General features: G+C 62.5%; 21 protein-coding genes. 17 read left to right on the top strand and 4 right to left on the bottom strand.

Features of this window, described 5'->3' with window-relative positions; genetic code table 11:
- The first annotated feature begins 6 nt into the window (after nucleotides 1-6).
- Nucleotides 7-1608 carry an FAD-binding oxidoreductase gene (locus tag ACO07W_RS05335; protein ID WP_421841414.1) on the top strand — a complete coding sequence of 534 codons (1602 nt, stop codon included), beginning with the start codon at nucleotides 7-9 and terminating at the stop codon, nucleotides 1606-1608.
- Here ACO07W_RS05335 and ACO07W_RS05330 read toward each other — a convergent pair whose 3' ends face one another.
- A complete protein-coding gene (locus ACO07W_RS05330; protein ID WP_421841412.1) occupies nucleotides 1609-2976 on the bottom strand; it encodes an FAD-dependent oxidoreductase in 1368 nt (455 codons plus the stop codon). It lies immediately after the preceding gene.
- 173 nt (nucleotides 2977-3149) lie between these two features.
- Here ACO07W_RS05330 and prfB point away from each other — a divergent pair, with 173 nt between their 5' ends.
- Genes prfB through smpB form a run of 6 tightly spaced genes read left to right on the top strand, consistent with a single transcriptional unit; the run spans nucleotide 3150 to nucleotide 7745 of the window.
- Nucleotides 3150-4265 carry a peptide chain release factor 2 gene (gene prfB / locus ACO07W_RS05325; RefSeq protein WP_421841410.1) on the top strand — a complete coding sequence of 372 codons (1116 nt, stop codon included), beginning with the start codon at nucleotides 3150-3152 and terminating at the stop codon, nucleotides 4263-4265.
- A complete protein-coding gene (locus ACO07W_RS05320; protein WP_421841408.1) occupies nucleotides 4255-5211 on the top strand; it encodes a mechanosensitive ion channel family protein in 957 nt (318 codons plus the stop codon). Before prfB ends, ACO07W_RS05320 begins: the two co-directional genes overlap by 11 nt.
- On the top strand, nucleotides 5208-5633 hold the full coding sequence (locus ACO07W_RS05315) for a hypothetical protein (protein WP_421841406.1): 426 nt from the start codon (nucleotides 5208-5210) through the stop codon (nucleotides 5631-5633). The genes ACO07W_RS05320 and ACO07W_RS05315 overlap by 4 nt, the downstream gene beginning before the upstream one ends.
- Before the next feature lie 44 nt (nucleotides 5634-5677).
- Nucleotides 5678-6367 (top strand): cell division ATP-binding protein FtsE, encoded by a 690-nt coding sequence (ftsE, locus tag ACO07W_RS05310; RefSeq protein WP_421845819.1) that lies wholly within the window; start codon nucleotides 5678-5680, stop codon nucleotides 6365-6367.
- Complete coding sequence (gene ftsX / locus ACO07W_RS05305; protein ID WP_421841404.1) at nucleotides 6367-7260, top strand: permease-like cell division protein FtsX; 894 nt, start codon at nucleotides 6367-6369, stop codon at nucleotides 7258-7260. Before ftsE ends, ftsX begins: the two co-directional genes overlap by 1 nt.
- A 2-nt stretch (nucleotides 7261-7262) precedes the next feature.
- Nucleotides 7263-7745: an SsrA-binding protein SmpB gene (gene smpB / locus ACO07W_RS05300; protein ID WP_421841402.1), complete on the top strand. Its 483-nt coding sequence runs from the start codon at nucleotides 7263-7265 to the stop codon at nucleotides 7743-7745.
- A 128-nt stretch (nucleotides 7746-7873) separates the two neighbouring features.
- Here the strand turns inward: smpB and ACO07W_RS05295 are convergent, their stop codons facing one another.
- Nucleotides 7874-8659, bottom strand: coding sequence for a crotonase/enoyl-CoA hydratase family protein (locus ACO07W_RS05295; protein WP_421841400.1), 786 nt, complete (start codon nucleotides 8657-8659; stop codon nucleotides 7874-7876).
- 20 nt (nucleotides 8660-8679) lie between these two features.
- Nucleotides 8680-9717: an NAD(P)H-dependent flavin oxidoreductase gene (locus tag ACO07W_RS05290; protein ID WP_421841398.1), complete on the bottom strand. Its 1038-nt coding sequence runs from the start codon at nucleotides 9715-9717 to the stop codon at nucleotides 8680-8682.
- A 402-nt stretch (nucleotides 9718-10119) separates the two neighbouring features.
- Between ACO07W_RS05290 and ACO07W_RS05285 the strand changes: the two genes are divergently transcribed.
- Complete coding sequence (locus ACO07W_RS05285; protein ID WP_421845818.1) at nucleotides 10120-12168, top strand: PE domain-containing protein; 2049 nt, start codon at nucleotides 10120-10122, stop codon at nucleotides 12166-12168.
- Here the strand turns inward: ACO07W_RS05285 and ACO07W_RS05280 are convergent.
- Nucleotides 12071-13297 carry an IS110 family transposase gene (locus ACO07W_RS05280; RefSeq protein WP_421845748.1) on the bottom strand — a complete coding sequence of 409 codons (1227 nt, stop codon included), beginning with the start codon at nucleotides 13295-13297 and terminating at the stop codon, nucleotides 12071-12073. The genes ACO07W_RS05285 and ACO07W_RS05280 overlap by 98 nt on opposite strands.
- 679 nt (nucleotides 13298-13976) lie before the next feature.
- On the opposite strand from ACO07W_RS05280, the gene ACO07W_RS05275 reads away from it, so the two are divergent.
- The 9 genes from ACO07W_RS05275 to ACO07W_RS05235 all read left to right on the top strand — a co-directional run bounded on the left by ACO07W_RS05275 (nucleotide 13977) and on the right by ACO07W_RS05235 (nucleotide 25258).
- Nucleotides 13977-15176, top strand: a complete 1200-nt coding sequence (locus ACO07W_RS05275; RefSeq protein ID WP_421841396.1) for a PPE family protein — start codon at nucleotides 13977-13979, stop codon at nucleotides 15174-15176.
- A gap of 144 nt (nucleotides 15177-15320) precedes the next feature.
- Entirely contained in the window at nucleotides 15321-16568 is a 1248-nt protein-coding gene (locus ACO07W_RS05270) for an MFS transporter (RefSeq protein ID WP_421845817.1), read from the top strand.
- Nucleotides 16569-16679: 111 nt separating this feature from the next.
- On the top strand, nucleotides 16680-16886 hold the full coding sequence (locus tag ACO07W_RS05265; protein ID WP_421841394.1) for a heavy-metal-associated domain-containing protein: 207 nt from the start codon (nucleotides 16680-16682) through the stop codon (nucleotides 16884-16886).
- Nucleotides 16887-16923: 37 nt separating this feature from the next.
- Complete coding sequence (locus ACO07W_RS05260; protein ID WP_421841392.1) at nucleotides 16924-19182, top strand: heavy metal translocating P-type ATPase; 2259 nt, start codon at nucleotides 16924-16926, stop codon at nucleotides 19180-19182.
- 276 nt (nucleotides 19183-19458) lie between these two features.
- A complete protein-coding gene (locus ACO07W_RS05255) occupies nucleotides 19459-20034 on the top strand; it encodes a hypothetical protein (protein WP_421841390.1) in 576 nt (191 codons plus the stop codon).
- Nucleotides 20035-20143: 109 nt separating this feature from the next.
- The gene (locus ACO07W_RS05250) at nucleotides 20144-21436 is read left to right on the top strand and encodes a PLP-dependent cysteine synthase family protein (protein WP_421841388.1); all 1293 of its coding nucleotides are present in this window, start codon (nucleotides 20144-20146) and stop codon (nucleotides 21434-21436) included.
- 2 nt (nucleotides 21437-21438) lie between these two features.
- Nucleotides 21439-22488 carry an ornithine cyclodeaminase gene (locus tag ACO07W_RS05245; protein WP_421841386.1) on the top strand — a complete coding sequence of 350 codons (1050 nt, stop codon included), beginning with the start codon at nucleotides 21439-21441 and terminating at the stop codon, nucleotides 22486-22488.
- A complete protein-coding gene (locus ACO07W_RS05240; RefSeq protein ID WP_421841384.1) occupies nucleotides 22479-23852 on the top strand; it encodes a Y4yA family PLP-dependent enzyme in 1374 nt (457 codons plus the stop codon). Before ACO07W_RS05245 ends, ACO07W_RS05240 begins: the two co-directional genes overlap by 10 nt.
- Before the next feature lie 65 nt (nucleotides 23853-23917).
- Nucleotides 23918-25258, top strand: coding sequence for an MATE family efflux transporter (locus ACO07W_RS05235; protein WP_421841382.1), 1341 nt, complete (start codon nucleotides 23918-23920; stop codon nucleotides 25256-25258).
- Nucleotides 25259-25308 lie beyond the last annotated feature (50 nt).

Raw genomic sequence — 25308 nt, 5'->3', positions numbered from 1 at the left:
CGTGCAATGCGTTCTTGGTGGGGATGGGGCACAGTCGAGGATGCGCTTTCCGAGCAGCAGACGCGTGATCTGCAGGATCGGGTCGCGGCGTTTCTGCCGGATCATGATCTGACTGACCACCGGCCTCCCGACCCGGCTGCCCTAGGTTTGCCGGCCCCGCGGCTAGCCCCGCCGGAGTCGCTGGCCACGCTTTGTTCGGCCGATCCGGTTGATCGTGCTGGCCACGCTCGGGGCAAAGCATTTCGTGATGTGGTGCGCAACCTGCACGGTCACCTGGACTGGGTTCCCGACCTGATCGTTCGGCCGCGCTGCGAGCAAGACGTGGTTGACGTACTCGACTGGTGTACGGATGAGGAGATTCCAGTCATCCCATACGGGGGTGGCAGCTCAGTAGTTGGCGGTGTCGAACCGCGTTTCGACCAGCCAGCGATCACGGTGGACGTAGGCGCCATGAGTGCGGTTCTTGAGATCGACCGGGTTAGCAGGGCTGCGCGGATTCAGGCGGGTGCGCTGGGGCCGTCGATAGAGGATCAGCTTCGCCCACACGATGTGACGCTGCGCCACTTCCCGCAGTCGTTTAGTTTCTCCAGCCTCGGCGGCTGGTTGGCCACCCGCGCCGGCGGCCACTTCGCCACGCTATACACCCATATTGACGATCTGACCGAATCGATGCGGGTCGTCACCCCGGCAGGGATCAGCGAGTCTCGCCGATTGCCTGGATCCGGTGCCGGACCGTCCCCGGACCGGCTGTTTCTCGGTTCGGAAGGCACGCTGGGAATCATCACTGAGGCGTGGATGCGTGTGCAGGACCGCCCCCGCTGGCAGGTTACGGCTTCGGTGGCGTTCGACGACTGGTGTGGTGCGGTGGCCGCAGCACGAACGATCGCGCAGGCCGGGCTCTACCCGGCGAATTGCCGGCTGCTTGACCCAGCCGAGGCGTTCCTCAACGCGGGCACACCAACAGCTGGGGGGCTGCTGGTGCTGGCCTTCGAATCGGCTGATCATGCTGTGGACCCGTGGCTGGACCGAGCCGTCGAGATTGCGGCCGGGTGTGGTGGCACTGTGACCGCGCGACGCAGCCGGGGGGCCGACAGCCAAACACCGCAACAAGACTGCGCTGGGGGGTCTGACGCGTCGGTGAAGTGGCGCTCAGCGTTTCTGCGAATGCCCTATCAGCGGGATGCACTGGCACGTCGTTCTGTCATCGCGGAGACGTTTGAAACCGCATGCACCTGGGACGGGTTCGATGCTCTGCATGCTGCGGTAACCGAGGCCGCCCGGACAGTGATCGAGCAGGTTTGCGGGACTGGCCTGGTGACCTGTCGGTTCACCCACGTGTACCCGGACGGCCCGGCTCCGTACTACGGCATATACGCCAGTGGGCGATGGGGTTCTCTCGACGCGCAGTGGGACGAGATCAAGACAGCAGTGTCCGAGGCGATCGCCGACACCGGCGGCACCATCACTCACCACCACGCAGTCGGCCGTGATCACCGGCCCTGGTATGACCGGCAACGCCCCGACACGTTCGCCCTAGCCCTGCAGGCCGCGAAGTCCGCGCTTGACCCGGCTGGGATCTTGAACCCCGGGGTACTCCTCGAATCCTGATCAGCTGTGGCCGATGCGCAGCAGGTCGGCCAGGTTCGGCAGCTTGACGCGGGGACGTCCGTGCGGTTCGCCAGCTGCTCGCTCAAAACGGTCGATGATCTGCCAGTGCTCCGACGTGACCAGCTTCGGCTGGCGTGTGGCCAGCCACTCGGCCAGCTTCGCGGCATGGTCCGCGGGGAATTCCGCCAGCCCGCTTTCCCGGCCGCCGACAAGGTCCTCTATCACGGTGTCGACGGTCTCCTGAGAGTCCTTTTTGTTGGTGCCGATTACCCCTGTCGGCCCGCGCTTGATCCACCCCACGACGTATTCGTTACGGCTGCCGTCTACCCGACCGTTGGTGTTGGGAATAGTTCCGCGCTTGTCGTCGAACGGTAGTCCCGGAGTGGGAACACCGCGGTAGCCGACAGACCGCACGATCAGCTGCGCTGGCAGTTCCTCGCGCTGGCCGGTGTCCTTGGGCGATACCCACCCACTGTCGTTGGTGACCAACTCGTTGCGGCCGAGCACCACGCGCTCGACTTTGCCCTCGCCCTTGATTTCGATCGGGGAGGTCATGAATCGCATCACGATTCGGCGATGACCAGGCCGTGGCGCGCGACCCGCGTAGTCGCGTAACACTTTGAGGTTCTGCTTGGCCGTCTTGCCCACCGCGGCGGCATCCTCATCGCTAATGCCAACCAGCTGTGCGGGATCGACCACCACGTCGACACCCTCGAGCTCACCGAGTTCCCGCAACTCCAGCGTGGTGAATGCGGTCTGCAGCGGACCACGGCGACCGATCACCACCACTTCTTCGATACCGCAAGGACGCAGTGACACCAGCGCATGATCGGCAATATCGGTAAGGGCCAGCGTCTCAGGATCAGTGACCAGGATGCGCGCCACATCGAGGGCCACATTGCCGTTGCCGACAACGACGGCGCGGCCGCTCGGTAGGCCCGGCGACATCTGCTCGAAGTGTGGATGCGCGTTGTACCAGCCCACGAAATCAACCGCAGAAATGCTGCCTGGCAGATCCTCACCGGGAATGTTCAAGGCACGATCAGACTGCGCTCCCACTGCGTAGATCACGGCGTCGTAGCGTTCGGCGAGCTCGGCGGGTTGGATGTGATCGCCGACGACCACGTTCCCGAAAAAGCGAAAGCGGCTGTCTTCGGCGGTTTTTTCGAATGTCCTGCTGATCGACTTGATCTTGGGATGGTCGGGAGCAACGCCGGAGCGCACAAGTCCCCAGGGCGTCGGCAGCATCTCGATCATGTCGACGGCAACGCCGATCTCGGCGGACGAATCGGCGAGCTTCAGGAGCGACGCGGCGGCGAAGAACCCCGAAGGCCCCGAGCCGACAATCGCGACGTGATATGGACGCATGCTAAGCCTTCTCTTCAAGCCCGCTTCGTGGACGGCTGGACGGGCGACTGGACGCAATGGGCTGTCGCGCCGCAGTCGCTATGCACATGCTGGCTACTCGATGCTAATCGCTGTCGCGCCGGTGGTGACCTGAACATCGGTCCCGTACGGTGGCGCCGGTAACGTGGACGGTTGTGGAACTTGACCGTCAAGCCGAAATCGCCGTCCTTGACGCCACCCTGACAACGGTGGAGCGGGTGCTCGACGTCGAAGGTTTGCCGAGCCGCATTGAGAAGCTCGAGCACGAGGCGTCCGACCCGAAACTGTGGGACGATCAGGCCCGCGCGCAGCGGGTCACCAGTGAATTGTCGCACGCTCAAGGAGAGCTGCGGCGAATCGAGGAGTTGCGGCGCCGTCTCGATGATTTGCCGGTGCTCTATGAGCTCGCCGCCGAGGAGGAGGAAGCGGCCGCGGCCGATGCCCTCGCCGAGGCTGACGCCGAGTTCAAGGCGCTGCGCGCCGATATCGAGGCCACCGAGGTACGCACCCTGCTGTCGGGCGAGTACGACGAGCGCGAGGCACTGGTCACCATACGTTCGGGTGCGGGTGGGGTGGACGCCGCAGACTGGGCCGAGATGCTGATGCGGATGTATGTTCGGTGGGCTGAGCAGCACAATTACCGCGTCGAAGTATTTGATACTTCTTACGCAGAGGAAGCTGGCATCAAGAGCGCGACCTTCGCTGTGCACGCGCCGTTTGCCTACGGCACATTGTCTGTCGAACAGGGCACCCACCGGTTGGTCCGGATCAGCCCGTTCGACAACCAGAGCCGTCGTCAGACCTCATTCGCCGAAGTCGAGGTCCTCCCGGTGGTGGATACCACCGACCACATCGACATCCCCGAAGGTGATGTGCGAGTCGACGTCTATCGGTCCAGCGGACCCGGTGGGCAGTCGGTGAATACCACCGATTCCGCTGTCCGCCTGACCCACGTGCCCACTGGCATCGTCGTCACCTGCCAGAACGAGAAGTCGCAACTGCAGAATAAGGTCGCGGCGATGCGGGTTCTCCAGGCCAAGTTGCTGGAACGTAAACGTTTGGAAGAGCAAGCCGAGCTGGACGCGTTGAAAGGAGAAGGCGGTAGCTCGTGGGGCAATCAGATGCGCTCCTACGTGCTGCACCCATATCAGATGGTCAAGGATCTACGCACCGAATACGAGGTGGGCAATCCGTCGGCCGTTCTGGACGGGGACATCGACGGGTTCCTGGAAGCGGGGATCCGGTGGCGCAATCGCCCAGATGACGACTGACACGACTGTCTTGGCTGCGGCGTCTGCCGCGCGAGGCTGGAACGAGTTCTGGCACGGCGAAATCGGTCTATGGATTGTCAATACCGGTCTGCGCATTCTCCTGCTGTTCATCGGGGCGGTACTGGCGGCCCGATTCGTCTCCTGGCTGGCGCGACAGGTTGGCCAGCGTCTCGACCTCGGTTTTGCCGAAAGCGACGCGTTGGTGCGTTCTGAGGCCAGCAAGCACCGGCAGGCGGTGGCGTCGGTGATCTCCTGGGTCTCGATAGTCCTTGTCTATGTCCTCGTCGCATATCAGATCATCGACATGCTGGCGATTCCGGTCGGTTCGTTGGTGGGACCCGCGGCCGTGGTGGGCGCGGCGCTGGGTTTCGGCGCCCAGCGTCTGGTCCAGGACCTGCTCGCCGGTTTCTTCCTCATCGTCGAGAAGCAGTACGGAGTTGGTGACCTGGTCGAATTGAGCATGCTTGGCTCGCCGGAGAACGCAGCCGGGATGGTGGAAGAGGTCACGCTGCGGGTGACCAAGCTGCGTTCTAGTGACGGTGAAGTGTTCACCGTTCCCAACGGGAATATCGTCAAGTCAGTCAACCTATCCAAGGACTGGGCTCGCGCGGTCGTGGACATCCCTGTTCCGACCAGTGCCGACTTAGGCCGGGTCAACGCGGTCTTGCACGAGGAGTGTGAGCAGGTGCGCGGTGACAAGGCGCTGGGGGATTTGTTGTTGGAAGTGCCCAGGGTGGTGGGGATGGAGAGCATTGAGCTCGACACCGTCACGCTTCGGTTGGTGGCTCACACCCTGCCCGGACAGCAATTCGAAGCCGGCCGGCAGCTACGGGTGCTTGTGGTCCGGGCGCTCACCCGCGCCGGCATCGTCGCCGCGACCGACTCCTCGGCGGCCTCGGGCGTCGCCGACGAAGACAAAAGCCAGGGTGCGGGGCAGCAACGGTGAAATTCACGCTCAAGACCCCGAAAGCGCGCGAGGGTGCGTCGCGGCGCTGGCCGAGATATCTGGCTGGCGGGCGGGTCCGCACCTCAACCCTGGTGCTGATTGTGGCGTTCTTGGCCGTGTGGTGGGTCTATGCGACCTACCGCACACCGGAGCCGTCGCCCTCTCAGGTTGTACCGCCGGGCTATGTGCCCAACCCGAATTACACGTGGGTGCCACGGACCAACGTGCGCGAGTCACCACAAGCGACGCCGACCACCAGCATCGCACCGAGCGGGCCCAACGGTGCAAGTGGCCCAGCACAGTTCGTGCTGCCGCCATCGTTCGGTCCTGGCTCGTTGAGCCCCGATATCACCTGGCCATCGCCGGTGGAGATACCGCCTCCGCAGGCACTGCTGTCCGGTTCACCGCAGCCTGCGAGCTGATTTTCGCCTGTCAACGCAACTCGGCGCTACACTGGCGAGCCGTGATGATCACCCTGGACCACGTCAGCAAGCATTACAAGTCGTCAGCGCGTCCGGCGTTGGACGATGTGAACGTCAAGATCGACAAGGGTGAGTTCGTTTTCCTGATCGGCCCGTCCGGTTCAGGAAAGTCCACATTCATGCGGCTGCTGCTCGGCGCCGAGACGCCGACCAGCGGCGATGTCCAGGTTTCCAAGTTCCACGTCAACAAGCTGCGCGGTCGCCACATCCCGCGTCTGCGCCAGGTCCTCGGCTGCGTTTTCCAGGACTTTCGGTTGTTGCAGCAAAAGACTGTGTACGAAAACGTCGCGTTTGCCCTGGAAGTCATCGGCAGGCGCACCGACGCGATCAACCGGGTTGTGCCCGACGTGCTGGAGACGGTCGGCCTGTCGGGTAAGGCGAGCCGGCTACCGCACGAACTTTCCGGCGGTGAGCAGCAGCGGGTCGCGATTGCTCGCGCGTTTGTCAATCGGCCGCTGGTGCTGCTGGCCGACGAACCAACCGGCAACCTCGACCCCGATACCAGTAAGGACATCATGGATTTGTTGGAGCGGATCAACCGGACCGGGACGACGGTGCTGATGGCAACCCACGACCACCACATCGTTGACTCGATGCGGCAGCGGGTCGTCGAGTTGGCGTTGGGCAGGCTGGTCCGAGATGAACAGCGCGGTGTCTACGGGATGGATCGCTAGTGCGTTTCAGTTTCCTGCTCAACGAGGTTCTGACTGGCCTTCGCCGCAACGTCACCATGACGACTGCGATGATCCTGACGACCGCGATTTCGATCGGTCTGTTCGGCGGCGGACTGCTGGTTGTCCGGTTGGCTGACCAATCCCGCAACATCTACCTCGACCGGGTGGAGACGCAGGTCTTTCTTACCGACGACGTATCAGCCAATGACTTGTCGTGCGACGCGAACCCGTGCAAGGCGCTACGCGACCAGATCGAGAACCGCTCCGACGTCAAGTCGGTGCGCTTCCTCAACCGAGACGACGCCTACCAGGACGCCATCGGTAGATTCCCCGAATTCAAGGATGTCGCTGGCAAGGAGTCGTTTCCCGCATCGTTCATCGTCAAGTTGGACAATCCGGAACAGCACAAGGACTTCGACTCCGCGATGCGCGGCCAGCCGGGTGTGCGCGGCGTCCTCAATCAGAAGGATCTGATCGATCGGCTGTTCGCCGTGCTCAACGGTTTGAGCCGGGCTGCGTTCGCAGTGGCCTTGGTCCAGGCATTCGGTGCTGTCTTGCTGATCGCCAATATGGTCCAAGTCGCGGCCTACACTCGACGCACCGAAGTCGGCATCATGCGGTTGGTCGGCGCCAGCCGCTGGTACACGCAATTGCCGTTCCTGGTCGAGGCGATGCTTGCAGCGACTATCGGTGTCATCATCGCAGCTGTGGGCTTGATCATGGTGCGTGCATGGTTCTTAGACAACGCGCTTAACCAGTTCTACCAAGCTCATTTGATAGCCCGGGTGGACTATGCAGACATTCTCTACATCTGTCCGATCCTGCTGCTGGTCGGTGTGTCGATGGCCGGGCTGACAGCGTATGGGACCTTGCGCATGTACATACGGCGGTAGGAGTGGCCAAGAAGTCCGGCTCAGGTAGGCAGATTGTGGCCTCTAATCGCAAAGCCCGCCACAACTACGCGATTATCGAGGTATTCGAGGCCGGCGTCGCGTTGCTCGGTACCGAGGTGAAGAGTCTGCGCGAAGGCCAGGCGTCCCTGGTCGACGCATTTGCAACCGTTGACGACGGCGAAGTATGGCTGCGCAACATGCATATCCCGCAGTATCTGCAGGGCAGCTGGACCAACCACGAACCGCGGCGCAACCGCAAGTTGCTGTTGCACCGCCGTCAGATCGACGGCCTTATCGGCAAGATCCGCGAAGGCAACTTTGCGCTGGTGCCGTTGTCGCTGTATTTCTCTGAGGGCAGGGTCAAGGTCGAGCTCGCCCTGGCTCGCGGAAAGCAAGCGCGCGATAAACGACAAGACATGGCCCGCCGAGATGCTCAGCGTGAAGTGCGGCGCGAGTTGGGCCGCCGCGCCAAAGGCATGAGCTGAGCAGTTCACACGGCGCGTGGCGCTTTGGCACTGAAGTAGTACTGCGGCATCGCCGATGAGTTCGACGCCGCCTAGGTGGCCGGTTGTCCTGACTCAGGATTGAGCTGTCTGTGTCTGCGCGGTCAGCGTCAGATGATCGAGCGATCTCCGAATGACGCGACGTCCTTGGAAGCACGATTCTCCATGGCACGCTTCTGGTTCGGCCGGCCAAGCACCCGTAGTTGTGCCCAGCGTTCGCGTCTCAAACGCGCTCGAAGCGTCCCGAACCGATTGGCGTGAAATAGCTTCTTTGTTGCCGCAAGCGCGTCGGGACTTCGCTGCATTAGTTTTCGCGCAAGGACCATGGCTTCCTGCATCGGGTCCTCGGTGACACGGGTGACAAGCCCGTACTCCTCGGCTCGTTGTGCGGTAACGAATTCTCCGGTTAATGCGAGTTCTTTGAGCCTGTCCATTCGGATCAGCTCGCTAAACATCTGGGTCCCACCCATGTCGGGAACCAGGCCCAGGCTGATCTCTAGAATCGAGAATTCAGCATCGGGGCTTGCGAAGCGAAAATCAGCTCCCATGGCAAGCTGAAGTCCTCCGCCGAGACACATGCCGCTAATCACCGCGATTACCGGCGTCGGCAGGTCACGCCAGGCCATCGATAGCCGTTGTGCGCGATTCATCAGCGCAAGCGGCCGCTTGACGAAGATCCATGGGGCGAATGTCGGCTTGGCTTGCAGGCAGGAGAAATCAAGCCCCGTAGAGAAGCTTTTGCCTTCCGCGCACAGGATTGTTACGCGTACAGATCGGTCACTGGCGATGCGGCGCGCCGCCCTCAGCAGGCCGCGAATGGTCTCTTGATCGAGCCCGTTGAGCTTCTCCGGACGGTTCAGCTTGACGGTGGCGATTCCTTCGGCGACCTCAACCACAACGCGATCGGAGCACACCGTCAGAACTCCATCAGGGCCTGGTTTGGGTGGCTGGGTTCGTCGTCGATCCATTCGGCATAGGCGTTTTCGAACGTGCCCATCACATCAGCGACGGATTCGACACCGTCGATTTCACCAACGCCCTTGCCGGCTTGCCACAACTGGTAGTCGGAGTCATACGAGACACGTTTGAATTTTCCGGCTGCCCGAATGCTAAGGAGCATCCGGGCAAGGTTTTTCGTGCGGCGATTGCGAAGCAAGAAACTCAAGCTTTTCCCGGTGCGTAGTCCTCCTGACTCGACATCGGGGGTGCTTATCACCGAAGAATTGACCCCCGCGAGCTTGTTCGTCCACACGATGTTCGACTCTGCTGCGGTAACGATCGCTTGCTTGTATGCGTCGGACACCTTGCATTCGTTGGTTGCAAGAAACCGCGTTCCGACTTGCGCGCCCGAGTATCCCAGTGACAAGGCGTCCTTGAAGCTTTGCTTACCAGCCACCCCGCCAGCGCAGATCAGTGGCAGCCCGAACGGAGCGAGCTCTTCGGCGAGCTGTTCGGCGGAGATGGCTCCCGTTTGACCTCCGCCTCGGTAGTTGACACAGTTCAGGCCGTCAACGCCAGCCTCAACGGCGGCCTTGGCGAACTTGGCCGTGGCCACATCGTGGTAGACGGTGATTCCATGCTCGTGAGCGCGTTTGACGATTCCGTCGGGTCGTCCCAGGGATGTGAGAAAGAACTTCACGTTCTCTTCAATCGCGATATCCATCCAGGACTGCATTCGCTTCATGTAGGCGCGGTTTGACATCAACGTGAAGTTGACGCCAATCGGGCCGTTGGTGACGCGTCGGATCAGGCGGAGGCCTTCGCGAAAATCGTGCCCGTACAGATAGGTCATCGTGAGCGGTTGAACGACACCGAGCCCGCCGGCCGCCGACACGGCGGCAACAAGTTCCGGATTCGAGCCGGGGTACATCGGCCCGCACACAACCGGCACGGAGGCGCCTGTCTGATGCAGGAAGCGTTGCGTTGCAGTCGCTCTAGATGACTTGGCGGCCATATTGTTGTCGGTACCTTTACCAAGCAGAGGCGACTGTTGAGCGCTGCGCGAAGATCCTCCTACGCGCAGCGCGTTCTAGTGCCTGCGTTATCCCCAAACCGGAATTGGCGCCTGTCGTCAGAATCTCTGACCGCCTCCGCATCAGACCTACCCCCGAGGCTCCATTGTTGAGCATTGCACCAGACAGTACACACCTGTGCAATGCGTTTTGCAGCACTGCATGCAGTTCACTGGCTCACCGGGTGATCGCGTCATCGGCTGGTGAGCGTAATGGCTTCCTCGGGCGCGGCGCAGATGGCAGAGTTAGGTCGAAGCCGGCCGCAGCCGCGGCAAACCCTGTGTCGCTGTCGTTGAGCGTGTGGTGTTGGGTCCGTTGAAGTTACCGAGGAGGGGTTGATTGTTGTGTCGTTTGTGTCGGTGGTTCCTGATGAGGTGACCGTCGCTGCCGGTGACTTGGCTGCTATCGGATCGCAGATCACCACAGCCAATGCGGCCGCGATGCCGGCGATTACAACGATCGCTCCGGCCGGCGCTGATGAGGTGTCCACAGCGCTAGCTGAAGTTTTTAACGCTCACGCCCAAGGCTTTCAGGCTCTCAGCGCCCAGGCTGCCACCGTGCATGAGCAGTTCGTGACCAATCTGGCCAGCACGGCTCAAACTTTTTCGGCTACCGAGTCTGAAAACGTGCTGAAGACGGTCCTCGACGACATTCTCGACGGCATCAACGCGCCGTTTCTTGCCCTGTTCGAGCGTCCGTTGATCGGCAACGGCGCTGACGCGCTTGCTGGCTCTGGGGCCAACGGTGGGGCAGGCGGCATCCTGTGGGGCAACGGTGGTAGTGGTGGCTCGGGTGGCATCGGTGTCAACGGAGGGGCCGGCGGTGCGGCCGGCCTGTTCGGCAACGGTGGTAACGGCGGGGCCGGCGGTGCGGGCGCCAACGGCGGCGCCGGGGGAGCCGGGGGCATTTTGTTCGGCAATGGTGGCATCGGTGGTAACGGTGGCGCAGCCGGGGCCGCCAGTACGGCCGCCGGCTTCGGCGGAGTCGGCGGCCGCGGCGGTCTCTTGGGGGGCAATGGCGGTATCGGGGGAACCGGGGGACTCGGGCAAAACGGTGAAGTTGCTGGTTTCGGTGGGGCCGGCGGTAATGCTGGTTTGTTGTTTGGTGATGGGGGTGCTGGGGGTTCTGCTGGTGAGGGTTTCGGTGGGGCCGGCGGTAATGCTGGTTTGTTGTTTGGTGATGGGGGTGCTGGGGGTTCTGCTGGTGAGGGTTTCGGTGGGGCCGGCGGTAATGCTGGTTTGTTGTTTGGTGATGGGGGTGCTGGGGGTTCTGCTGGTGAGGGTTTCGGTGGGGCCGGCGGTAATGCTGGTTTGTTGTTTGGTGATGGGGGTGCTGGGGGTTCTGCTGGTGAGGGTTTCGGTGGGGCCGGCGGTAATGCTGGTTTGTTGTTTGGTGATGGGGGTGCTGGGGGTTCTGCTGATGAAGGTTTCGGTGGGGCCGGCGGCAAAGCCGGTCTGCTGTTCGGCAATGACGGGGACGGTAGCAACGAGAAATCGATCGTCATAAATTTCGTGCGGCATGGCGAGACGGACGCCAACGTGGCGGACTTGCTCGACACGGCGGTGCCCGGACCTGGACTCAATGCGATGGGCCAGCAACAGGCGCTGGACGTTGCTGACATGCTCGCGCCGCGGGGCCCCTTCGCCGCGCTCTTCGACTCGCAATTGATCAGGACACAGCAGACCGCCGCACCGTTGGCGAGCATGCTGGGCATAAGCGTCCAGGAACTGTCCGCACTCAATGAGATCAACGCCGGAATCTTCGAGGACTTCCCGCAAGCCAGTCCCGCGGGCCTGCTCGTAACGGCTGGCCCGGTGGCGTGGACGCTCGGGCTTCCGCTGACACCCAACCTGGCCCCCGGATCCACCGACTTCAACGGGGTGGTCTTCAACCGCGGTTTCACTGGTGCATTGGAAACGATATACAACACTGCCGTCGCGAACCCGGTGGTGGCCGCTGACGGCAACGTCACGGCTGTGGCGTACTCAAGCGCAGGCACTATCTCGGCCGGGGTGTTAGCGAATGTCGACAATCCCAATCCTTTGCTCGCAGTCACTAATTCGCTGCCCAACACTGGCGTCGTCGTGGTGGAAGGTGGTCCGCAGAGTGGCTGGACACTGGTCAATTGGGACGGAATAGCCATTGGGCCGGCGAATTTGCCGACTTCGCTACTCGTCGACGTGCGTGACCTCATCACAGCGCCGCAATATGCGGCCTATGACATTGGTCTGTCCCTCTTCAGCGGCGATCCGGCGACGATCGTGGATGCGATTAGACATCTCACGAAGTTAAAAGTCAAGCCACGAGCGAGGGAGGAGGTGGAAAGGCTAGATGTTCGGTGTAGTGCTGGCCGGTTTGCAGGCAGTGGTGGAGTTGGCCGAGGAATTTGTTGAACAGATGTCGTTGGGCTTGGTGGTTCCAGTCTCCTGCGGCGCGGCGGGTGTCGTAGTGGCGACGGGCGCCCGGCGAGGCGCGCAGCGATGCCAAAGCCCAGATGGGACCCACGGCGGCCAGGCGCCGGTTCTTGATATGGCGGTGCAACACGAGGGTTTTCTTGCCGCTGGCGCGGGTGATCGGCGCGGCTCCGGCGAATGCTTTCAGTCCGCGGGCGTCGGTGAAGCGGGCGCGGTCATCACCGATCTCGGCGAGTACCCGGGCACCGGCCAGGTTCCCCAGTCCGGGGAAGCTGGTGATGATCGTGGAGTCCGGGTGCTGCTCAAAATGGGCGGTTGCCGCCTCGGCGAGATCAGCAGCAGTGGTGCAGGCAGCCTCGAACTGACCCAGCAGCCCTGCCAATTGGATACCCATCGCGTTCTCCACGACCGGTGGTTGGTGCAGGTAGGTGTCGGTGAACACCTCCCGCAACCGTTCGATGTCACGGTCGAGATGGCGGCGGCGGCCGGCCTTGGCCAGCAGTCGGCGCAGTCGGGCCGGGGTCAGCTTGGTCGCCTGGGTGGGGGTTGGTGCAGCAGCCAAGATGGTGCGCGCATCTCGACGAGCCAGCCCGCCCTCGGGCAGGTCGGCGAACGCGGTGATGGCCGCCGGGTAGAAATCTTTGAGCACATCGCGAATCTGGTTGCCGATGTGTTGACGTGCCCATACCGCGTCTTGCTGAGCGCGGGCCAGCACCCGGATCGCCTGGGCCAACTCGGTGTCGGCGGGCAATGGGCGGTGCGCGCCGGGGTCGGTGCGCACAATATTGGCCAGCAGCACCGCGTCGGCACCATCGGATTTGGCCCCCGACACCGCATACCGTGCCCGATACCGCGAAGCCGCCAACGGGTTGATCGGATAAATCACCCGGCCAGTTTCTCGCAGCGCCGCCACCCACAGGCCACGATCAGTTTCCATCCCCACTGGTATCGGATCAGCGGCACTGTCACCGGCCTCAGCCAGCAACGTCAACAGCTGCGCGAACCCGGCCGCATCATTGCCCAGCCGTGCACGGGCTACCACCCTCCCGTCGTCATCAACCACAGCAACATCGTGATGCTCAGTAGCCCAGTCGATTCCACAAAACAAGCCCAAGACGTCCTCACTTTTTCGTCGGTGGATGGTTGCGCCGTTACCGGTGGACTCACGCGGCGCCCTAATCGCGGGACTCCAAGGTCCGTCATCTCACTAGCCGTCCGTGACTCCAGCACATCGCAGGACTTCGTTCTGTCGAAGAGCTCAAGGCTCGAGAACAACCATCAGGAAGTCACCCCTGCGACGGGCTCGGGCAACGGAATCTCACCACCAACCCGACAAGACCTGCCGCCAGACGCGCCGCTCTTTCTCAAGTCGTCGAACGACGGGAACACCAGACGTCACCTGACGGCAGATCCCGCAAGAAACAGGCCCCGGTCACCAACACCCGGACCGGTAACCAATCCCTACTAAACGATTAGGAATGCCCATGTCATTCGTGACCACACAGCCGGAAATGCTGATCGCGTCGGCTAACAGGTACTGGTTCGGTGATGTGCGCCGGAAACGTTGTCCCGGGTGCCACGGCCGATGGGGTGGTGTCCGCCGTGGACGAGGCATCGGGTTTTACCGCAACACCATTCGCTACACACGAAGCCCGGTAGCAGGCGGTCAGCGTTCAAGACCCGGCGCTGGATGGACAGCTCATCGCCGCGATTGCGGCCAGTGCCGCTTCGTATGTGGCAGCCGAGACCGTCAACATGACCGCAGCTAGCTAAGGAGCGTTGCAGCAATGGATTTTGGAGCGCGTCCACCGGAGGTCAACTCCGGGAGAATATATTTTGGTCCCGGTTCAGGACCGATGCTGGCCGCCGCTACGGCTTGGGATGGGCTGGCTGCCGAATTGCATTCCGCGGTGGGGTCTTACAGCTCGGTGATCTCGGGACTGACTGGGGGGTCGTGGCGAGGCCCAGCATCGATATCGATGGCGGCCGCGGTCGTCCCCTACCTGGCGTGGATGACTTCCACCGCTGTCCAGGCCGAGCAGACGGCCGACCAAGCCAGGGCCGCGGCGGCCGCCTACGAAGCAGCGTTGGCGATGACGGTGCCGCCGCCGGTGATCGCGGCCAACCGTAGCCTATTGGTGTCGCTGACCGCGACGAACATTGTCGGACAAAACACCCCCGCGATCGCGGCCACCGAAGCTCACTACGCGGAGATTTGGGCTCAGGATGCGGCCGCGATGTACGGGTACGCTGGTTCCTCAGCAACTGCGGCGGCGCTGACCCCGTTCACACCACCCCAGTCCAGTGCCAATCCAGCCCGGATCGCCGGGCAGGGCGTCGCAGTTGCTGAAGCCACCGGCACATCCGCTAGCGCCAACACGCAAGCGATGCTGTCACAGGTGACATCAACGGTGCCCGCGGCGCTGCAGCAGCTCACTTCACCTCTTTCGTCGGCATCGCCGACGCCGTCTACGCCGTCGCTGAGCTCATCACTGGACTTTCTGCAAACCGGCATGTCGATGACCAGTTCGGTCGGGTGGATATCGAGTTCACTGCTATCGAACGCGAACCAGGTGAACAATCTGATGCCGGAGGTCAGCGCGGCTGGCAATGCGGCCGTCGGATCTAGCTTGAGCGGCGGGCTCGCGTCGGTCCTTGCAGCAGGGCTCGGTTCAGGCTCGCTGGGATCGACAGGCTCCGTAGGACTCGGAGACGCGGCGGTATCGGCGGGTGTGGGCAGGGCGGTATCGGTTGGGGCGTTATCCGTGCCGCAGACCTGGGCTGCGGCGGCCCCGGCGATACGGTCTACCGCTACGGTACTGCCGGAAACCAGTCTGGGCGCTGCCCCAAGCGTTGGAACCGGCGGACCGGGAGGCCTGCTGGGCGCGCCACTAGCGGGTTTAGCCGGGCGCGGCACAGATGGGGTTGTTAATGCCGATACCCGCTTCCTGCCCCGGCCCATCATGGTGCCGCGCTGGTCGGGATGACCGAAAGGCCGTCAAGCTGTTTTTGGTCGACCGGCGGTGACATCGCATGGTGGCCACGTGGCCAGCACAGCAACCATCGCACCGGTGATTTCGAGACAGGGGAGATGCACAAATGGCCGGCAACCCAACCGGGGCGATGCGGTAATGGTGCTCATCGCGCAATTCCGCAGTTTACCGAGGGCCAGCCGGATACTGATGATGAACCAGTTTGGCATCAACCTCGGCTTTTACATGCTAATGCCGTATTGGGCCGCTTACCTTGCCGGTTCGCTGGGACTGGCTGCGTGGGCAATCGGAATGGTTATGGGTATCCGAAACTTTTCCGAGCAAGGCATGTTCATCATTGGCGGCACGCTCGCCGACCGGATTGGCTACAAAGAGGTGATCGTTGCCGGGTGCCTGCTGCGCACCGGTGGGTTCGCCCTGCTGGTTTTTGCGCAGTCACTGCCCGTTGTGCTGATCGCTGCGGCTGCAACGGGTCTAACTGCGGCGCTATTCAACCCGGCAATCCGCGCCTACCTTGCTGCTGATACCGGTGATCGCCGCGTAGAAGCTTTTGCGATTTTCAACATTTTCTATCAGGCCGGGATCTTGCTCGGCCCACTAATCGGATTGGCGCTGGTGACCATCGACTTCCGGCTTAGCGCGCTATCGGCTGCGGTGTTATCGGCGGGGCTTACGGCGGCTCAGCTGATGATATTGCCTCGGCGCGAGGCTGATCCCGAAACAGAGCAAACGTCGACGCTGCGCGAGTGGCGAGCCGTTATCGGCAACCCGTCATTTCTGCTGTTCGCCGTAGTGATGACCGGCTCATATGTGTTGTCCTCGCAGATCTTCCTCGCGATGCCGTTAGAAGCGTCCAGGCTCGCACCGAATCGCGAGCCGCTCTTACTGGCAGCACTTTTCGTTGCTTCGGGCCTCGTGGCGGTCGCTGCTCAGCTACACATCACCAGCTGGCTTGCCGCGCGCTGGAATCGCGGACGCAGCCTGGCTATCGGCGTGACCATCTTGGCGGCCTCATTTCTGCCGCTTGCCATTGCGCCCGACGCTGGTCGTTTCGGAGTTTTTCCGGCACTGGCCGCACTCGTAGCATCGGCCGCCATGCTGGCCGTTGGCGCCGCCGCAGTGTTTCCGTTCGAGATGGACACCGTGGTCTCGCTGGCGGGAGGCCAGCGGGTGGCCACGCATTATGGCTTCTACAACACCATCGTCGGGACCGGGCTCCTTGTCGGTAATCTGGCAATCGGAGTGCTCGCGGACGCTGCACCCGGGGTTGGGATGGGCAAACTCGTGTGGGCTGGACTAGTTTTGGTGGGCAGTATCGCGGCGTTGGCACTGCACATTCTGGACCGCCGCCACCATTTCAAGGAGCCGAGCGTCGAATCGCGGTGAGAGGCTAGAGCATGGAGAGTATCGGGCTGTTGCGAAACCCCTTGTATACCCTATAGGGGTACAGTAGCGTTGGTTCGCGTCTGCCATGGTCCACACGGATTGGAGAGTGACATGGGCACCGTAACAGTCACCGTTACTGGGATGACTTGTGGTCACTGCGTGTCTGCGGTGCGGAAAGAAATTGGTGGTATCGGTGGTGTCACGGCTGTGGACGTGGACCTAGCCAGTGGCGCGGTAACCATCGACAGCGACGTCCCGATCGGAACGGATGCGATCAAGGACGCGGTTGAAGAGGCCGGCTACGCAGTGGCCGGCTGAAACCACCTTTTCGCAAGATTGTCCTGAGGGGAACATCATGGGCGTCGCCACGGCAACGACTCGCCATATTGAGCTTCGGCTTGGGGGAGTGACGTGTGCTTCGTGCGCAGCCAGAATCGACAAGGCGCTCAACAAGGTCGATGGGGTGGTCAGCGCCTCGGTGAACTTTGCCACCGAGAAAGCTAGCGTGGAGTATCTGGCTGATGTTTCACCGGAGCAGCTAGTGGCGACGGTGGAGCAAGCCGGCTACAGCGCGGAGCCCCTCACGCCGAGCCGGGCGATTGCTGGTAGCGGGGTGGCGATACCGGTGGAGTCGGATCGAGCCGGACTGTTGCGGCAGCGGCTGCTGCTGTCACTGGTGCTGACCGTGCCGGTTGTCGCCATGGCGATGGTGCCCCCACTGCAGTTCACCAACTGGCAATGGCTGTCGCTGATGCTGGTCGCACCGGTGGTGGTGTGGGGTGGGTTGCCTTTCCACAGGGCAGCGTGGGCCAACTTGCGCCGCCGCACCGCCACTATGGACACGCTGATCTCGATGGGCACGATTGCCGCGCTGGGCTGGTCGGTCTACGCGTTGTTCTGCGGTGCGGCCGGTACGGCTGGTATGAGACACCAGTTCGAGCTCGTCATCGCGCCTGCCGACGGCACCGGAAACATCTATCTTGAGGTCGCAGCAGGTGTTACCACGTTGGTCCTTGCCGGTCGGTTCTTCGAGGCCCGGGCCAAGCGACGTGCCGGGGCCGCGCTGCACGCGCTGCTGCAACTGGGCGCCAAAGATGTCGTCGTGTGCAGGCAAGGTGTGGAGCAACGTATTCCGATCGAACACCTCGTCGCGGGCGACGAGTTCGTGGTGCGTCCGGGCGAGAAGATCGCCACCGACGGGGTGGTGATCGAGGGCTCCTCCGCGATGGACGCGTCAATGCTCACTGGAGAGTCGGTGCCGATCGAGGTTGGTCCCGATGACCGGGTGGTCGGTGCCACAGTCAACTTCGGCGGCCGAATCGTGGTGCGTGCCAGCCGGGTCGGTTCCAACACCCAATTGGCGCAGATGGCTAGGCTGGTCGAAGACGCGCAATCCGGTAAGGGGTCGACGCAGCGGTTGGTTGACAAGATCTCCGGGATCTTTGTGCCCATCGTGATCGGCTTGTCGCTGGCAACATTCGGGTTCTGGATGGCCGTTGGGGGATCGCTCGCGGAGGCATTAACAGCGGCAGTGGCGGTGCTGATCATCGCCTGCCCGTGCGCGCTGGGTCTGGCCACGCCGACCGCGTTGATGGTCGGTACCGGACGCGGCGCGCAACTTGGAGTTCTGATCAAAGGACCCGAAGTGCTGGAATCGACCCGGCGCATCGACACGATCGTGCTCGACAAGACGGGTACCGTCACCACCGGCACCATGACCTTGCTCGATGTGATCACCGCCGATGGTGAACAACCAGATGACGTGCTGTGGTTGGCGGGCGCGCTCGAAGACGCCTCTGAGCACCCAATTGCTCGGGCGATCGTTCAGGGCGCGCGCGACAAGGTCGGCGACCTGCCGACCGTCAAGGATTTCGCCAACCTAGCGGGGTTGGGTGTGCGGGGCGTCGTCGATAATCGCGTCGTCGTCGTGGGCAGGCGGAAATTGTTGGCGGACCAGTCGCACCAGCTGCCGGAGAATCTCATGCAGGCCATGGGTCAGGCTGAGGCCGAGGGCAAAACAGCGGTTGTGGTCAGCTGGGATGATCAACCGCGCGGGGTGCTTGTGGTGGCCGATGCAGTCAAGCTCTCCTCGGCCGAGGCTGTCTCCCAATTGTGTGCGCTCGGTTTGACGCCGATCATGCTCACCGGTGACAACAAGGCGTCCGCCCTGGCGGTCGCCGGCCAGGTTGGCGTGGAGCATGTCATCGCCGAAGTTCTGCCGCACGAAAAGGTGGAAACGGTCAAGCGGCTGCAGGCCGACGGCAAGGTAGTGGCGATGGTCGGCGATGGCGTAAACGATGCTGCCGCACTCGCTCAAGCCGATCTTGGGCTGGCGATGGGCACTGGCAGCGATGTCGCCATCGAGGCCAGCGACCTGACCCTAGTGCGCGCAGATCTGCGGGCTGTGGGCGACGCGATCCAGCTTTCCCGGCAGACGTTGGCGACCATCAAGGGCAATCTCTTCTGGGCCTTCGCCTACAACATCGTCGCGTTGCCGCTGGCGGCCACCGGGTTGCTAAACCCCATGCTGGCCGGTGCCGCAATGGCCTTTTCTTCGGTTTTTGTTGTCAGTAACAGCCTGCGGCTGCGCAGATTCAAGCCGAGCATGGGCTAGTCGCGACGCTCGGCGATTTTCCGAAGTCGCCGTGTAGGCCCCCGCGGCCTGACCATACTGCGTTGACTGCCGGAAGCCAGTGATGGCGGCGGATCGTCCAGGGCGAGTAGTTTCTGGCGCCACCAGACCCTGGATGAGCACCGCCAGTGGTGTGTTCCTCCGGGCGGCTGAGGCAGACGTTTGCACGCGGTGCAACAGAACTCGGTCGTGTCACATCGTGATCGTTCAAACGCCGGCCCGTTGCCTAATACCACTGGGGGGTATACACTCGTTCGGGTGGATGTCCGGTATGCGACGTCATGCTCACCGCCAGGCTGTGCGGTGAGCGGGCTTGCGCCGGTTAGCCGCGCGGTCACCGACATGACCGACGGCGCAGGAGCTATTCCCCACGGTAAGCGGTTGCCGGGCGCGGGCGGCTTGGGCCGGCCCGTGCTGAAGTTCCCCCACGGCAAGCGCCCCTGGCGGCGTTCGCTGACGGCAGTGGTGGTACTGGTGTGGGCGCTCGTAGCTGTCGGCGCCCACGCCGGCCTGCTATCGGCGCAGCACCATGCAGCTCACGCTGCACATCCGTTGCTGGCCTCGTTAGGTGCTGAGTTTGCGGTCAACGTTGATCATGCGCACCTTCTCGACGGTTCGGTGGCGTCGCAACATCATGAACAGTTCGCCACGGCTGTGCTGCCGCGACCGGCCACCGGGTTGGTGGCGCTTTGCCTGGTGGCCACGGTGGTGGCCGTCATCGGCGTCGTGGGCCGTCCCATCGTCTCCACGGGGCGGGGCCCGCCCGGTGGCATGGCTGCTGTCGTTGTGCCTGGTCGAGACTTGTTGACCCGGTTCTGCCTCGCTCGTCGCTGATTGGACAGCGTCAGGCCGATGTGCCCTTGGCGCATTTGGCCGGTGTCCGCTGGCCATTGTCGATTGCCGCGCCCTGTTCAAGTGGTCGCGCTGCTCAAGCGAGGATTACATGACTCACTTCCTGCCCGTCGACGTCTTGCACGGCTCGTCGAATCTGGCTACTCGCCAACCCTTTTCCCAAGTTCGCCCCGTCCCACCTCGGTGTCCACAGGTCCGAGATCGGTATCGCCGAGTCGGCGCAATGGTCGGTAACACTCCGGTGCTATGGATCTCGGAACCGTTCGGCAGCGGCCGCGGCTATTGGGCCAAACTCGAAGGGGCGAATCCCGGCGGTATGAAAGATCGCCCCGCCATGCGTATGGTCGAACGCGCCCGATTGCGCGGCGAGTTGCTGCCCGGCGCCAGAATTGTCGAATCTACCAGTGGCACACTCGGTTTAGGTCTGGCCTTAGCCGGCGTGGTGTATCACCATCCGGTCACCTTGGTTACTGATCCCGGCATGGAGCCGATCATCCGGCACATGCTCGCCGCATACGGCGCGCGAGTGGACTTGGTTGGGCAAATGCATCCGGTCGGTGGTTGGCAGCAGGCCCGTAAAGACCGCATTGCCGAATTGTTGGCCGCCGAGCCCGATGCCTGGTGTCCGGACCAGTACAACAACCCCGACAATGTGGAGGCCTACGGGTCTTTGGCTTTAGAGCTACTTGACGACCTGGCAGATATCGATGTGTTGGTGTGCTCTGTGGGCACCGGCGGACACTCTGCCGGGGTGGCCCGGGTGCTGCGCCAATACAACCCTGCGATGCAGTTGATCGGTGTGGATACCGTCGGCTCAACAATCTTTGGCCAACCTGCAACTGCACGGCTGATGCGCGGGCTGGGGTCTAGCATCTACCCTCGCAACGTCGACTACAGCGCATTCACCGAGGTGCACTGGGTCGCTCCCGCCGAAGCCGTGTGGGCGTGCCGCAACTTGGCTGCTACTCACTACACCAGCGGCGGATGGAGTGTCGGCGCGGTCGCTCTGGTCGCTGGCTGGGCTGCGCGAAACTACCCGCGCGGCACCAGGATCGCCGCGATTTTTCCTGACAGCTCGCAACGCTATTTCGACACCATCTACAACGATGACTACTGTCGCCGCCACCAACTGCTCGGCGCCGTCGCGCCCAGCGGGCCCGACCAGATCAGCGCGCCTAACGAGGCTATCGTCGCACGTTGGACACGCTGCACAACAATTGTGGACCCCACCACCACGACACCTCGCCTTGTCGCAGATCAGCCCTCATGCTTAAAAGTCCTCAGCGGAAAAGGCGGCGGCGAGAAGTCATCTCAGAGAAGCAGCAATCTGACGATGAAACGCAAGCATATGGATGTCAATCCCACGCGTCTGTCGGTGGTTTGATGATGAATAATACCGAGAGCGGAACATCGCACCCGCGTTCTTCGGCGGCAAGCCAACCGGTGCAGCAGATACTGCCTCGTGAGGGCGTGGCGCTACCGGTTCTGACCCGCAGCGACATAGCCGATCTCCCGGTTGCTCCGCACGACGTGATCGAAGCTGTCCGGGTTGCATACTTGCGGGTGGCTGGAGGATCGTCGCGAGCCCCAGCGAAAATTATGATGCGTTCGCCGTACAGAGATTCAGTGTCCTACGCGATGCCCGGCTATGACGGCGGGTTGCAGATATTGGCCTTCAAAGATTATTACGCGCAAAACGACGCTGGCAAAAAGGAATACATCACCATCATTCTCTACGACGATAAGGCGGGTGTGCCGTTGGCTTTTATGGATTGCACCCGAGTGACCACGCTGCGAACTTCGGCCAGTACCGCGCTAATCGCCGCCGCATGTGCCCCGACCGCAGCGCGCACCGCGCTGGTCAGTGGTTCCGGAGCACAAGGCAGAGAGACCTTTCCATTTCTACTCGCCGCTCTCCCAGACTTGGACCGGTTGTTACTGTTTGCCACGCATCCCGACGGGATCGCCGCCGTGCGCTCCTACCTTCGTGAGCGGCACCCTGACCGGGACATCGAAGTGGTGACCGATCCTGAGCAAGCCGCACGCGACGCCGACGTCATGGTCGCGACATCGGCTGGCCCGGCCACCGAGGTCAAACTGCGTACAAGGTGGTTGAAGCCAGGGGCGCTGTTTATCTCGGTGAACGGGACGGGGGTTCATCCGTCGTCACTGCGCGAAGCCGACTATGCGGTCGCCACTACCGCCGGTCAGCTGGCGGTGACTGGTACCCGTTTCGCCAATGAAGACGGCTCGCTGCCGTTGGACGCGGAACTGCCCGACATCCTCGCCGGAACAGCGCAGGCCAGGCGAGACCAGGCGGACCGGGTTTTCGCATTCAACAGCGGAATGGCTATCACCGATATCCCGGTGGCGCATGCGTTGGCCACTCAGGCGATCGCGCTGGGGCGTGGGCAGGAGGTCCGGCTGTGGAGCTAGCGACCGATTCGCTGTCCTTACCGGCGATCGTTCCGTCCTGGTTTCGCCATGTTGCGGCCGATCCCTCGCTGTTGGCTGATATGGCTCACGCGGTGGGCGGGCCATTCCACGTGCTGTTTCCGGCGCAGTTTGCCGACAACGTGAAGGCCTTTGCCGGTGTCATCGCGGCGTCTGGGGTGCGCGGACAAGTGCTCTTCGCCAAGAAGGCGAACAAGGCCGGATGCTGGCTATCGGTATGCGCTCAGACGGGGGCCGGGGTGGACGTCTCTAGCGCTCCGGAACTGGTACACGCGTTATCCCGTGGGGTGCGCGGTCGCGATATTTCGGTGACGGGTCCGGCCAAGAGCGAGGATCTGCTCTGGCTGGCATCTCGCCACGGCTGTCTGATCGCAGTCGACGCTCTCGACGAACTCGACCGGGTGATCACGCTGGCTGGTCGTGGCGACCACATGCGCATCGTGTTGCGGGTACTCCCGAACATTAACCAGAACAGTCGGTTTGGCCTCGACACGGTGGAACTGGACACCGCGTTGCGGCGATGCGCCGCGCAGCGGTCTCGAGTGTCAATGGACGGGTTCTCCTTTCACCTAAGCGGATACGCGGTACAACCACGCGCGCAGCTCGCCGACCAATTGGTCGACCGGGTCGTCGAAGCCCGGGCACGTGGCCTCGCGGCGACGGCCATTTCGATTGGTGGCGGGTTCGCGGTGGAATACCTCGATGGTGACGTCTGGACGCGGTTCCTGCGCGACGCCGCTGAGACCGATTTTCACGGTAACAAGACCTTCAGCCATTTCTACCCATATCATCAGTCGCCAGCCAGAGCAGAAATGCTAGCTGCGATCTTGGCTAGCGAATCCGCCTGCGATCCAGGCACAGTCGGAGATAGGTTCGTCAACACCGAAACCACACTTCTGGTTGAACCAGGTCGAGCCTTGCTCGACGGGGCGGGTTTCACGGTGTTCCCGGTGCAAGGGTACAAGCAGAGAAGCGACTACGGGATCGTTACTGTTGACGGCCTGAGCATGAGTCTCTCAGAGCAATGGAAGTCGAGCGAATTCCTGCCTGAGCCCATGCTGTGGCCGCAAGAACGCGCAGCCGGGGTCGAGCTGGCCAACTCCGTGCGCAGCTGCGTCGGCGGAGCCAGTTGCTTGGAATATGACATGCTGACCTGGCGCAAAATCGTGCTGCCGCGGGAGCCGGGTCACGGTGACCTACTGATCTACCCCAATACCGCCGGCTACCAAATGGATAAGAATGAGTCTGAGTTTCATCAGCTTCCATTGCCCCCAAAGATCGTGCTGTGCCGCGACGACCAAGGTAAGTTTCGCTGGAAACTTGACGAGAATGGCTATCGACGGTGAGCCGTCAGCGGTTGGATCAAACGCCCAGAACTCGTCTCGCCGATCTGGCATGTGCTAGCCGACAGTTGACTGCGTTGGCGGCGCCGATAGCCGGCGTCCAGTTCGCCCAGGTTGCGTTAACCACAACCGATTTGGCTGTGATGGGTCTCATCGGAGTGCAGGCCATCGCCGCCGGTGGACTTGCGGCGGCCCTGTACAACGCGATGCGCACCATGTGTGTGGGTGTGGTGACCGCCGCGGGAAATCTGGTCGCCGGCGCGGCCGGACAGGGCGAAATTCGTTCCGGTGGCAACGGTCTGGATGACCAAGCGCAGGTAGAAATACGTCAGATCAACCGGTCAGCTTTCTTGGTGGCCACAGTCGCTGCCGTGCTCCTGGGAGTCGCACTGATCGGCCTCGGCTATGTTTTGTCGCTATTTGCGCTGGAGGAGAGCGTGTTGAAATTGGCGCGGCCAATGATGATCGCGCTGGCTCCCGGATTGATCCCCATGGTGTGGCTTAATGTTCTGCGTCAGTTCAGTGTCGGTATGCGTCGGCCAGGTCCGCTTTTGGCTGTCAGCATCGCCGCTATCGGACTGAACGCTGCGTTGGACCTGGTGTTCATCTACGGTCTTCTGGGCATCCCGAAGCTTGGGCTGGCTGGAATCGGTCTGGCCACAACGCTGGTACAGATGATCACTGTCGCCGTCTTCTACCTGGTGCTGCGCCGCGACGATCGTCTTGCCCCACTATTGGCAGTCGATGGGTGGAAGGCCGACGCTCGAACAGCAGGGCGCATCGTGCGCCTCGGCATCCCCATTGCGTTCACCTACGGTTCCGAGGCCGGCATCACGTCTCTTGCTGCGGTCGTGATGGGAGCCTTTGGGCCGATCGCCCTGGCCGCGCACAATGTAGTAGTCCAGCTGACCCGCATTGCTTTCCAGATCAGCATCGGTCTCTCGCACGGCGCATCAATTCTGATCAGTCGCGCGATCGGCAGACTCGACAAAGAACATGCTCGGCGGATAGCCGCCTCAGCGCTCCTCCTCGGATGGCTTACCACCGCCGCCCTCGGGCTGCTGTATGTGGTTGCGCCGCATGTGGTTTTACGACCGTTCCTCGACCTTGCCGACTCGGCGACCATCATGCTGGCCAAGACGTTCCTGCTCTTCGCGATCATTCAGCAGATCGTGGACTTCACGCAGAACATAGCGGTCGGGTTGTTGCGGGGCATTGGCGACACCGCGACGGGGCTTCGGGCCACGTCGATCGGTTATTGGGTTGTTGGTTTGCCGGCGATGCTGTTGCTAGCGTTCCCGGCGCATTTGCAGGGCCCCGGTGTGTGGATGGGACTGAGCACGGGTTTCACCGTGACAGCAATGCTGCTACTACGCCGGTTTCACCGTGACTTGCCTCGGACAACCTGACCCGGCGGCAAGGCCGGGTTCACATCGGGCATCAGCGGCCCTGTTTGAAC

This window comes from Mycobacterium sp., assembly GCF_965230835.1.
Classification (GTDB): Bacteria; Actinomycetota; Actinomycetes; order Mycobacteriales; family Mycobacteriaceae; genus Mycobacterium.
Note: the sequence above shows the minus strand (reverse complement) of the source record. Positions and strands in the feature narration are given on the sequence as shown.

Bases quoted from the DNA above. Each gene is read 5' to 3' on its own strand.
- ftsE (WP_421845819.1), top strand. From the start codon at position 5,678: ATGATCACCCTGGACCACGTCAGCAAGCATTACAAGTCGTCAGCGCGT.
- ACO07W_RS05260 (WP_421841392.1), top strand. From the start codon at position 16,924: ATGGGCGTCGCCACGGCAACGACTCGCCATATTGAGCTTCGGCTTGGG.
- ACO07W_RS05245 (WP_421841386.1), top strand. From the start codon at position 21,439: ATGAATAATACCGAGAGCGGAACATCGCACCCGCGTTCTTCGGCGGCA.
- ACO07W_RS05335 (WP_421841414.1), top strand. From the start codon at position 7: ATGCGTTCTTGGTGGGGATGGGGCACAGTCGAGGATGCGCTTTCCGAG.
- ACO07W_RS05320 (WP_421841408.1), top strand. From the start codon at position 4,255: ATGACGACTGACACGACTGTCTTGGCTGCGGCGTCTGCCGCGCGAGGC.
- ACO07W_RS05275 (WP_421841396.1), top strand. From the start codon at position 13,977: ATGGATTTTGGAGCGCGTCCACCGGAGGTCAACTCCGGGAGAATATAT.
- ACO07W_RS05290 (WP_421841398.1), bottom strand. From the start codon at position 9,717: ATGGCCGCCAAGTCATCTAGAGCGACTGCAACGCAACGCTTCCTGCAT.
- ACO07W_RS05265 (WP_421841394.1), top strand. From the start codon at position 16,680: ATGGGCACCGTAACAGTCACCGTTACTGGGATGACTTGTGGTCACTGC.
- ACO07W_RS05250 (WP_421841388.1), top strand. From the start codon at position 20,144: ATGACTCACTTCCTGCCCGTCGACGTCTTGCACGGCTCGTCGAATCTG.
- ACO07W_RS05330 (WP_421841412.1), bottom strand. From the start codon at position 2,976: ATGCGTCCATATCACGTCGCGATTGTCGGCTCGGGGCCTTCGGGGTTC.
- ACO07W_RS05270 (WP_421845817.1), top strand. From the start codon at position 15,321: ATGGTGCTCATCGCGCAATTCCGCAGTTTACCGAGGGCCAGCCGGATA.